We start from the raw sequence: 9,111 nt of genomic DNA on the forward strand, positions 1-9,111 counted from the left end.
TTGCCGCGTGCTGTTTCGACTGAGCGCCGCCAGGAGGCAACGCGGCGCACCACACGCATCACACGCATCACACACCACACACACCACACGCACCACACGCACCACACGCACCACACGCACCACATAAAGAATGCACAACAGACCAGATTGAACACTTACGGGGGTCGCACAATGAATCGTATCGTCGAACCAGGCAATCCGTGCGTGTCGACCGCAGGCGTCACCGAAACGGCCACGCGTGTGTCCGTCCAGCCGGTGATTCTCGCGGGCGGCTCCGGCACGCGGCTATGGCCGTTGTCGCGCGAACGCAATCCCAAACAACTGATCGGCCTGATGGGCGACGAGTCGCTGCTCGAAGCGACCTTGCGCCGGCTCGATCTTGCATTGGCTGCGACGGGGTATGGCGCAACGGCGTCAGGGCGGCCGGCCGGCGCGGCTACGGCTACGGCTACGGCCACGCCGCTGGTGGTGTGTTGCGAGGATCTGCGGCTGCAAACGCTCGAACGTCTCGAACAGTGCGGCCGGCCCACGCGCTTGGTGCTCGAACCGGTGCCTCGCAATACCGCGCCAGCGCTGACCGTGGCGGCGTTGGCCGCGCGCGCGGCAGCCGCTGCCGGCGACGATCCGGTCATCGTCGCGTTGCCCGCGGATCATCTGATCGACGATCCTGCCGCTTTCGGCGCGGCGCTCGCCGAAGCGGTTTCTCACGCCGCGCGCGGTGCGATCGTGACGCTCGGCGTGCCGCCGCAGCGCGCGGAAACCGGCTATGGCTATATCCGCACGGGACTGGCGCTTGGCGCGCACGGGGCACGCGCGATCGAAGGCTTCGTCGAGAAACCCGACGCGGAGCTCGCCGAACGCTATGCCAGCTCGGGTGAGTACTGGTGGAACAGCGGCATGTTCGTGGTGCGTGCATCGGTCTGGCTCGCGGCCATTGCGTTATGCCGGCCTCTGATCGCGGCGGCCTGCGCGGAGGCTTTCGAGCATGCCACGCTGGATAGCGGCGGCGCGCTCCATCTCGCGCGCGAGGCGTTCGCCGCGTGTCCTTCCGATTCGATCGATTACGCGGTGATGGAGCGGCTTGCCACCGACGCGCGTCTCGTCGGCGTCGCGGTGCCGCTGGTCGCGGGCTGGTCCGACGTGGGCGCCTGGGATTCGGTATGGGAGGCATCCGATAAGGACGCCTGCGGCAACGTCGCGCGTGGCCGCGTGATGTTCGAGGATTCGAACGACAGCTTTGCGCATTCCGAGGGCCGGCTCGTCGCGTGTGTCGGCGTGAGCGGCGTGGTGGTGGTCGAGACCGCCGACGCGGTGCTGGTCGCCGCGAAAGATCGCGTGCAGGACGTCAAGGCGATCGTCAGCCGGCTGAAGCTGGAGCACGGCACGGAGGCGCAGGAGCATCGCAAGGTCGGCCGGCCCTGGGGCTTTTACGATTCGCTCGAACGGGGCGAGCGCTTCCAGGTGAAGCGCATCGTCGTCAAACCGGGTGGGCGTCTGTCGTTGCAGATGCATCATCATCGGGCGGAACACTGGATCGTGGTGCGCGGCACCGCGCGTGTCACGCGCGGCGAAGAATGCTTCCTGCTCTCGGAAAACCAGTCGACCTACATTCCGCTCGGCGTCACGCACCGGCTCGAAAATCCGGGCAAGACGCCGCTTGAAATGATCGAGGTGCAATCGGGCAGCTATCTCGGCGAGGACGACATCGTGCGCTTCGACGATCAATACGGACGAGATCAGGAGAGCGATCATGCAGGCGCGGGTACTTCACGCTGACAGGCGGCAGATGGTGGGGGCCACGGCGTTGCAGGAGCCGGTGCCGGGTGGCATGGGTAGCGTGGGTGGCATGGGCGGCGCGGCCGGTTCCGGCGCGGCGTGCCCGGTTGCAAGCGGCGCAGATGCGGCCAGCTCCAACCCGGCGGCCTTGAACGTATCGAGTTTCGACGAGCGCCGTTTCCGCCATGCGCTCGGTCGTTTCGCCACCGGCGTGGTGGTGATTTCGACCGGCAGCGGCGAGGCGATGCACGCGATGACCGCCAATGCCTTCATGTCCGGATCGCTCAAGCCGCCGCTGATCGTCGTGTCGGTCGGGCACCGCGCGCGCATGCACGAGCGTCTGATGAATAGCGCGCTGTTCGGCGTGAGCGTGTTGTCCGACGCCCAGGAACCGCATAGCCGCCACTTTGCCGGCGAGCCGCAGAGCCGGCTCGCGCCGCGCTTCGCGCCGGTGGACGGCCTGCCGGACGTGGTGCTGCTCGAACACGCCGCGGCCCGTTTCGCGGCCCGCGTGGTGGACCGGCATCCGTGCGGCGATCACACGCTGTTTGTCGGCGAAGTGCTGGTGTTCTCGCTCGACGAACATGCGCCCTTGATCTTTTTTGGCGGCCGTTATGCGTCGGTGTGCGGGTCCCAGTGAGTGCGCCGGCTGTCTTTTCAATCGCCCGCGCAGTGCCCAGTCATTCAATCGCGAGCGCGGCTCGACGCCGGACGCATGGCGTCGTCGCGCTAGTCTTTTCGCGCCGGACTCAAGCCGCGAGGCGCGCGTGCATCAGACAATTCGGCTCATTACGTGCGTCTTCGCACTATGCAAATTCCGGAACGCAGGCACGCTTGAGACGCAAGCTTATGGCCCGTCAAATCATGCGGCGTTACACGGACGAAACAATTCTTCAGAGGGATAACCCTCTCAGGAGGTTTCCCAACTGGCGCATCTGTTTTGAAGCTAGCAACGTATCGTAAAAGAAGACTACACCTCGATACTACGACACACGAGGGCCGCTTGATCAACAGGCTACGCGGGGGCAAACACCGCTTCGGGGAGAGTGTCATGGAACAGGCAAACAAGGATCGCTCGCTGGTCAGCAAAGTCATGGATGGACTTGTGACCGGCATCGTAGAAGAGAAATACGGCGCCATACTGCCACCGCAGGATGTGCTGTCGAAGGAGTTCGACGTCAGCCGCACCGTCATGCGCGAGGCGCTGTCGATGCTGCTCGCGCGCGACATGCTGGACGTGCGGCCGAAGATCGGCACGCGCATCCGGCCGATGAGCGATTGGCGCATGATCGACGAGGACGTCGTGAACTGGCGTTTTCGCGCGAAACCCGATCCGCTGTTTCTACGCGACGTGATCGAGTTTCGCCTCCTGATCGAACCGCGCGCCTCGGCGCAGGCAGCGGCGCGCGGCAGTGCCGCCGACGTCGCGGCGATTCGCGAGGCGTTCGACGCGTTCCGCGCAATCCGCCCGGGCGAGCCCGGCTATCAGGAGGCCGACGAACTGTTCCATGCGCGCATCGTGGCGGCGAGCGGCAATCAGTTCTTCAAACAGATGGCGGCGATCATTCGCGGCGCGCTGTCGAGCGTCAATCCAATCCTCGGTCAGAAGGAAGGCGCATGGGAGCAGGCGGTGGGCACCCATCTGCGCGTGGTCGAAGCGATCGAACGGCGCGATCCGAAGGAAGCGGAAATCGCCTCACTGGCGATGATCGACTACAGCGCGGAAGAGATAGGCGGCGACATTACACCGCCGCCGCGCGGCTGAGCCGCGGCCTGAGTGTGGCCCGGTGTGACCGTGTGTGGCCGCGAGGGGCCTTGAGTCGGGCCTTTCAGGGCGGCGACCCAGGTTGTCTTCCAGCAGGGAACTTGCATGATGAACGGCGCGGCGCTACGGCATCGCATGCACGCGCGGCTTGCTTCACAATAGCGCCTGTTCTGAACTGCACGGACTCGAAGGAACGATGACCATCGCAATGCAAGAAGCAAGGCAGGAAACCTCCTCGGGCGAGGTGATTCGCTGGGGGATCGTCGGGACGGGCCGCATTGCCCGTCGCTTCGCGCTTGGACTCAACCATGTTCCGCACGCGCAACTCACCGCGCTGTGGTCACGCCGTGCCGAACCGGCCATGGCTTTTGCCGGGGAATTCGGCGGTGAGGTGTGCGCGAGTTTCGACGCGCTGCTCGCGAGCGGCATCGACGCGCTTTATATCGCCACCGTCCAGGACAGTCACGCCGATTACGCGATCGCCGCGCTGCAAGCCGGTCTGCACGTGCTGTGCGAAAAACCCGCCACCATCAACAAGCCGCAACTCGAGCGTGTGCTCGAGGCCGCGCGCGCCGCACAACGGCTTTTCATGGAAGCCATGAAGCCGCCGTTCTATCCGCTCTACAGAAAGTTGCGCGCGCATCTGGATGCCGAGCCGATCGGCGAGGTCGGTCTCGTGCGCGCCGGCTGTTCGGTGCCGGGCGTGCCGGACGATCATCCGTCGCTGTCGTTCGAGCATGCGGGCGGTGCGCTGCTCGATATCGGCGTCTATGAGATGTTTCTCGCGGTCGACTGGCTCGGTGCGCCGCGTGAGGTGCAGACGCTCGGGCGGCTGGGCTCGACCGGCGTGGATACGTTCGCGAGCCTGAACAGCCAGCATGAGCGCGGCATCGCCCAGCTGTTTTGCGGGCTCGATCTGCATGGCAAGGGCGACGCGTTGCTGATGGCCAAGGGCGGTCATGTCACGATTCATGAACCCTGGTGGAATCCGGCACGCGCGACGATCCGTTACGCCGACGGTCATGTGGTCGAACTCGACGAGCCGTTCGAAGGCGGCGGTCTGAACTACGAGACCGCGCATTTTTGCGAGCTGATTCGGGCAGGGCGGATCGAGAGCCCGCTGATGCCCCATGACACGTCGCTGCAGATGATCGAAATGGCCGATGCCGCGCGCGCCGCCTTGGGGCTCAAGTTCGCGGGGGAGTGAGGGTTCCGGAGCGGCGGTGGTAGGATTTGCGCGGGCGCGCGGACTCGAACAAAAAGGGCCGCGTACCCACAGCTTTTGATTTCCCTTCCATTGGAGCCGCCTGCGATGCGCATGCTTGGAAAATTGTGGCACGACAACAAGAGCCTTGTCGCCTTTCTGTTCCTGATGGTGCTGTTCCGCAGCGCCGTGGCCGACTGGAACGTCGTGCCAAGCGGCTCGATGCTGCCGACGATCCGCGAGGGCGACCGGATCTTCGTGGACAAAATGGCCTACGATCTGCGCGTGCCGCTTACCCACATCACGATCGCGCATCTGCACGATCCGCGGCGCGGCGATATCGTCACGATCGATTCTTCGGCGGCGCATGAGTTGATCGTCAAGCGTCTGATCGGCTTGCCCGGCGACAGTGTCGCCATGCGCGAGAACGTGCTGTACGTGAACGGCGCGCGCGCGGATTATCAGCCGCTGCACGTCAAGCCGCTGCCGGGCGATGCTGCGTCGCCTGGCGACTATCTGACCGAGCGTTTCGACGGCGTCGTGCATACGGTGCGCCTCGCGCCCGAGGCGCCGAGTCCGCGCAATTCGTTCGGACCGGTGGTCGTGCCGCAAGGCGAGTATCTGATGCTCGGCGACAACCGCGACGATAGCGCCGACTCGCGTTACTTCGGCTTCTTTCCGCGCAAGGAATTGATGGGCCGCACGCGTCACGTCGCGTATTCGCTCGACCCGGACCACTACTACAAACCGCGCTTCGAGCGCTTCGGCGCGCCGCTGGATGCGGCGTCGCTCGCCGCCAGCCGTTAGACGGCGCGAAGGGTGGGGCAGCGGCGCGCTCAGTGGTGCGCTTGGTGGTGCGCTTGGTGATGCGCTTAGTGGCGTATTCAGAGGCGCACCAAGTGCTGCACTAAGCGCCACATTCAGCGCCACATTCAGTGACGCGCCGGCAGCGCGAGGCGCTTTTCATACCAGTGCTGCACCCACTCGAGCATCTGGCACAGCACCCAGTAAACCGCGGCTGCCGCGAGGTACAACGGCAGCGGCTGATAGGTCGACGCGATGATCTCCTGCGCGCTGCGCAGCAGTTCGGTCACGGTAATCACCGATACCAGCGAGGTATCCTTGATCAGGCTGATCAAGCTATTCGACAGACTCGGCACGGCGATGCGCAAGGCCTGCGGCGCGATCACGTAGCGCAGCGTCTGGCGCCGCGAGAGTCCGAGGCTGTATGCCGCCAGCCACTGGCCGTTGTGAATGCCGAGAATCGCGCCGCGCATGCTTTCCGACAGATACGCCGCCACATTCGCCGACAACGCGATCACGCCGGCCGGCGTGGGGTCGAGCGAAATGCCGAGACTCGGCAAGCCGTAATAGATCACGAAGATCTGCACCAGCAGCGGTGTGCCGCGCAACACGCTGACATAGACCCGAGCGATCCACTTCAGCACGCGGTTGTGGCTGATCCCCATCACCGCGAGCACGGCGCCGGCAATCAGGCCGAAAATCATCGACAGGACCGCGAACTTGACCGTCAGGACGGCACCCTGTGCAAGCACGGGAAGCGATTGGACGAGCAGGGAAGTGGTGGACATGAGCGGTGGCCAGGGTTGGCGCGGCGAAGCGCGCATCATAGATTTCGGCGGGCATTCAGGCGCAGGCCGAAGCGAGATATGGACCGCAACTCGGCGCGCAACCTGAAGCGCCATGGAAAGCCGCGGTGTAAAAGCGAAGGGCGGCATCGTTGAAGATGCCGCCCTTCGTTTCATCCAGTGGGCGTTACCTGATCGGCTTGCTGACGTCGATGCCGAACCATTTGTCCGAGATCTTCGAGAACGTGCCGTCCGCTTCGAGTTGGGTCATCGCGTCGTCGATCGCCTTGGCGAACTTCGGATTGCCCTTCTTGAACGGAATGCCCGACGGGTTGCCCGCGCCGACCGTTGCGCCATTGCGCAGCGGCAGTTGCGAGTTCTTCATCAGATAGGCGAGCATCAGGCGGTCGTTCAGCGCCGCGTCCAGACGGCCGGCGGCCAGATCGCGCAGATATTCCGGCGCGCCCGGATACGTCTTCACGTCGATGCCCGGTACCGACCTGGCCATGTCCATGTAGTTCGTGCCCAGACCGACGCCGAGCTTCTTGCCCTTCAGATCGTCGAGCGACTTGAACTGGCGCGTGTCGTCGTTACGCTGGATCAACTGCGCGGCCGAGTACGTGTACGCCGGCGAGAAGTCGAGCACCTGCTTGCGTGCGTCTGTGATGCCGACCTGGTTGACGATCACGTCGAACTTGCCCGCCTGCAGACCGGCGATGATGCCGCTCCACTCGGTCGTGACGAATTCCGGCTTGACGCCGAGTTTTGTCGCGACGGCCCTGGCGATGTCGACGTCGTAGCCCACCAGTTCGCCCGACGGCGCTTTCGAGTTGAACGGCGGGAAGGTGCCTTCGAGGCCGATGCGCAGCGTGCCGCGTTGTTTGACCTGGTCGAGCAGGTCGCTAGCGTGGGCGGTGACAGCAGTGAACGACGCGCCGATCAGGCCGGCGACGAGCATCTTCTTCAGCAAGCCAAATTTCATCCTGTTCCTTTTTTGTTCGTCTGGCGTTTTAACGGACGAAAGCATAACAAAGCAGACTATCGAAACGTAAATACCGTTTGATTATGTCTATATTACGGGGGTGGGTTGGGCGAATCGAGCCTCAGCGCAGCGCCTGCGCGCATTCGGCCACCAGCGCCGGTCCGCGATAGATGAAGCCGGTATAGAGCTGCACCAGCGAAGCGCCCGCCGCGAGCTTGGCGCGCGCGTCCTCGCCCGAGAAAATCCCACCCACGCCGATGATCGGCACAGTCTCGCCGACTTCCGCGCGCAATTTGCGGATCACTTCGTTCGACGCGTCGAACACCGGCTTGCCCGACAGGCCGCCGGCCTCGTCGCCATACTGCATGCCGGTGACGGCGGTGCGCGACAGCGTGGTGTTGGTGGCGATCACGCCTTCGAACTGGTGGCGCAGCAGCGTGTCGGCGATCGATTTGATCTGTTCGTCGTCGAGATCCGGCGCGATCTTCAGCGCGAGCGGCACCAGCTTGCCGTGCATGTCGGCCAGACGCTGCTGCTTGTCCTTCAGCGCGGCGAGCAGCGCGTCGAGTTCGCCCGCGCCTTGCAACTGGCGCAGATTCTTCGTATTCGGCGACGAGATGTTGATCGTCACGTAGCTCGCGAACGGGTACACGCGCTCGAGGCAGTACAGATAGTCTTCGGCGGCGCGTTCGATCGGTGTGTCGGCGTTCTTGCCGATGTTCAGCCCGAGAATGCCGCGATAGCGCGCGGCCTGCACGTTCTTGACGAACTGGTCGACACCCGCGTTGTTGAAGCCCATCCGGTTGATCACGGCATTCGCCTGCGGCAGGCGGAACATGCGCGGGCGCGGATTACCCGGCTGCGCGCGCGGCGTGACCGTGCCTACTTCGATGAAGCCGAAGCCGAGTGCGGCCAGACCGTCGATCGCGGCGCCGTCCTTGTCGAGGCCCGCGGCGAGCCCGACCGGATTGCGGAACGTCAGCCCCATCGCGGTACGGGGCGCATCCGGCACGCGCGGCCCGAGCGCGCTGGCGAGGCCGGTGCGGCCGGCGGCGCCGAGTATGCGCAGAGTCAGGTGATGAGCGTCTTCCGCATCCATGCGAAAGAGTTGGGCGCGTACGAGCGGGTAGAGGGAGCTGAACACAGGACGAAGCCGGGCGGCCGGAAAATGGGAACCCGCCATTTTACCGGCTTTGAAGCTTTAATGAGACTAACTGAAAGGGACGCGGCGGCGCCGGTGCCGGCGTGCGTGGGTCATACCGTGCTGGCCGGGCCGTGAAGCCAGCGGACATTACGGCCGTAGCGGCCCGCGTTTGCCTTGAATCGCCAGATCGACCGGCGGCAGATCGATGCTGGCAGGATCGAGCACCTGCCATGCACCGTCGATCAAGCCTTCGAGTGGCCGGAAATTCGCCTTGTACGCCATCTTCGGACTTTCGCGAATCCAGTAGCCGAGGTACACGAAGGGCAGCTTGAGACTCTTCGCCTGCTCGATCTGCCAGTAGATGTTGTAGGTGCCGAAGCTGGTATGCGGCAGACCCGGTTCGAAGAACGTATACACCGACGAGAGCCCGTCACCGAGGATGTCGATCATGCTGATCATGCGCAGAATGCCGGGCGCTTCCGGATGGTCCGGCAACGGCTCGCGGAATTCGACCAGCCGCGAGTTGATCCGGCTCTGCAACAGGAACTGTTCATACTGGTCGCGGCTGTCGCGATCCATGCCGCCGCCCGCATGCCGCGCCGACTGATAGCGCATATAGAGCGCGTAATGCTCTTCGTCATAGTGCAGTGG

General features: G+C 64.4%; 8 protein-coding genes and 1 pseudogene. 5 read left to right on the forward strand and 4 right to left on the reverse strand.

Annotated elements, in window-relative coordinates:
* Positions 1–171 precede the first annotated feature (171 nt).
* The 5 genes from QOC89_RS28660 (at position 172) to lepB (ending at position 5,552) form a co-directional block, all read left to right on the forward strand.
* Positions 172–1,776 carry a mannose-1-phosphate guanylyltransferase/mannose-6-phosphate isomerase gene (locus QOC89_RS28660; RefSeq protein ID WP_323048122.1) on the forward strand — a complete coding sequence of 535 codons (1,605 nt, stop codon included), beginning with the start codon at positions 172–174 and terminating at the stop codon, positions 1,774–1,776.
* Positions 1,751–2,416, forward strand: coding sequence for a flavin reductase family protein (locus QOC89_RS28665; RefSeq protein ID WP_323048123.1), 666 nt, complete (start codon positions 1,751–1,753; stop codon positions 2,414–2,416). The genes QOC89_RS28660 and QOC89_RS28665 overlap by 26 nt, the downstream gene beginning before the upstream one ends.
* A 411-nt stretch (positions 2,417–2,827) precedes the next feature.
* Positions 2,828–3,541 (forward strand): FadR/GntR family transcriptional regulator, encoded by a 714-nt coding sequence (locus QOC89_RS28670; protein WP_323048124.1) that lies wholly within the window; start codon positions 2,828–2,830, stop codon positions 3,539–3,541.
* A gap of 196 nt (positions 3,542–3,737) precedes the next feature.
* The gene (locus tag QOC89_RS28675) at positions 3,738–4,748 is read left to right on the forward strand and encodes a Gfo/Idh/MocA family oxidoreductase (protein WP_323048125.1); all 1,011 of its coding nucleotides are present in this window, start codon (positions 3,738–3,740) and stop codon (positions 4,746–4,748) included.
* 105 nt (positions 4,749–4,853) lie between these two features.
* A complete protein-coding gene (gene lepB, locus QOC89_RS28680) occupies positions 4,854–5,552 on the forward strand; it encodes a signal peptidase I (RefSeq protein ID WP_323048126.1) in 699 nt (232 codons plus the stop codon).
* Positions 5,553–5,677: 125 nt separating this feature from the next.
* On the opposite strand, the gene QOC89_RS28685 is transcribed toward lepB, so the two are convergent.
* The 4 genes and pseudogenes from QOC89_RS28685 to QOC89_RS28700 all read right to left on the reverse strand — a co-directional run.
* On the reverse strand, positions 5,678–6,337 hold the full coding sequence (locus tag QOC89_RS28685) for an amino acid ABC transporter permease (RefSeq protein ID WP_323048127.1): 660 nt from the start codon (positions 6,335–6,337) through the stop codon (positions 5,678–5,680).
* A gap of 184 nt (positions 6,338–6,521) precedes the next feature.
* Positions 6,522–7,316, reverse strand: coding sequence for a cystine ABC transporter substrate-binding protein (locus QOC89_RS28690; protein WP_323048128.1), 795 nt, complete (start codon positions 7,314–7,316; stop codon positions 6,522–6,524).
* Between the two features lie 121 nt (positions 7,317–7,437).
* Positions 7,438–8,415 carry a quinone-dependent dihydroorotate dehydrogenase gene (locus tag QOC89_RS28695; protein WP_416340494.1) on the reverse strand — a complete coding sequence of 326 codons (978 nt, stop codon included), beginning with the start codon at positions 8,413–8,415 and terminating at the stop codon, positions 7,438–7,440.
* Between the two features lie 192 nt (positions 8,416–8,607).
* Positions 8,608–9,111: pseudogene (locus QOC89_RS28700) on the reverse strand (arginyltransferase); the annotation flags it as partial.

Origin of the sequence: Paraburkholderia sp. (assembly GCF_034668105.1) — a bacterium.
Lineage (GTDB): Bacteria > Pseudomonadota > Gammaproteobacteria > Burkholderiales > Burkholderiaceae > Paraburkholderia.

Coding starts and splice junctions, on each gene's coding strand:
- QOC89_RS28660 (WP_323048122.1), top strand. CDS start 172: ATGAATCGTATCGTCGAACCAGGCAATCCGTGCGTGTCGACCGCAGGC.
- QOC89_RS28665 (WP_323048123.1), top strand. CDS start 1,751: ATGCAGGCGCGGGTACTTCACGCTGACAGGCGGCAGATGGTGGGGGCC.
- QOC89_RS28670 (WP_323048124.1), top strand. CDS start 2,828: ATGGAACAGGCAAACAAGGATCGCTCGCTGGTCAGCAAAGTCATGGAT.
- QOC89_RS28675 (WP_323048125.1), top strand. CDS start 3,738: ATGACCATCGCAATGCAAGAAGCAAGGCAGGAAACCTCCTCGGGCGAG.
- lepB (WP_323048126.1), top strand. CDS start 4,854: ATGCGCATGCTTGGAAAATTGTGGCACGACAACAAGAGCCTTGTCGCC.
- QOC89_RS28685 (WP_323048127.1), bottom strand. CDS start 6,337: ATGTCCACCACTTCCCTGCTCGTCCAATCGCTTCCCGTGCTTGCACAG.
- QOC89_RS28690 (WP_323048128.1), bottom strand. CDS start 7,316: ATGAAATTTGGCTTGCTGAAGAAGATGCTCGTCGCCGGCCTGATCGGC.
- QOC89_RS28695 (WP_416340494.1), bottom strand. CDS start 8,415: ATGGATGCGGAAGACGCTCATCACCTGACTCTGCGCATACTCGGCGCC.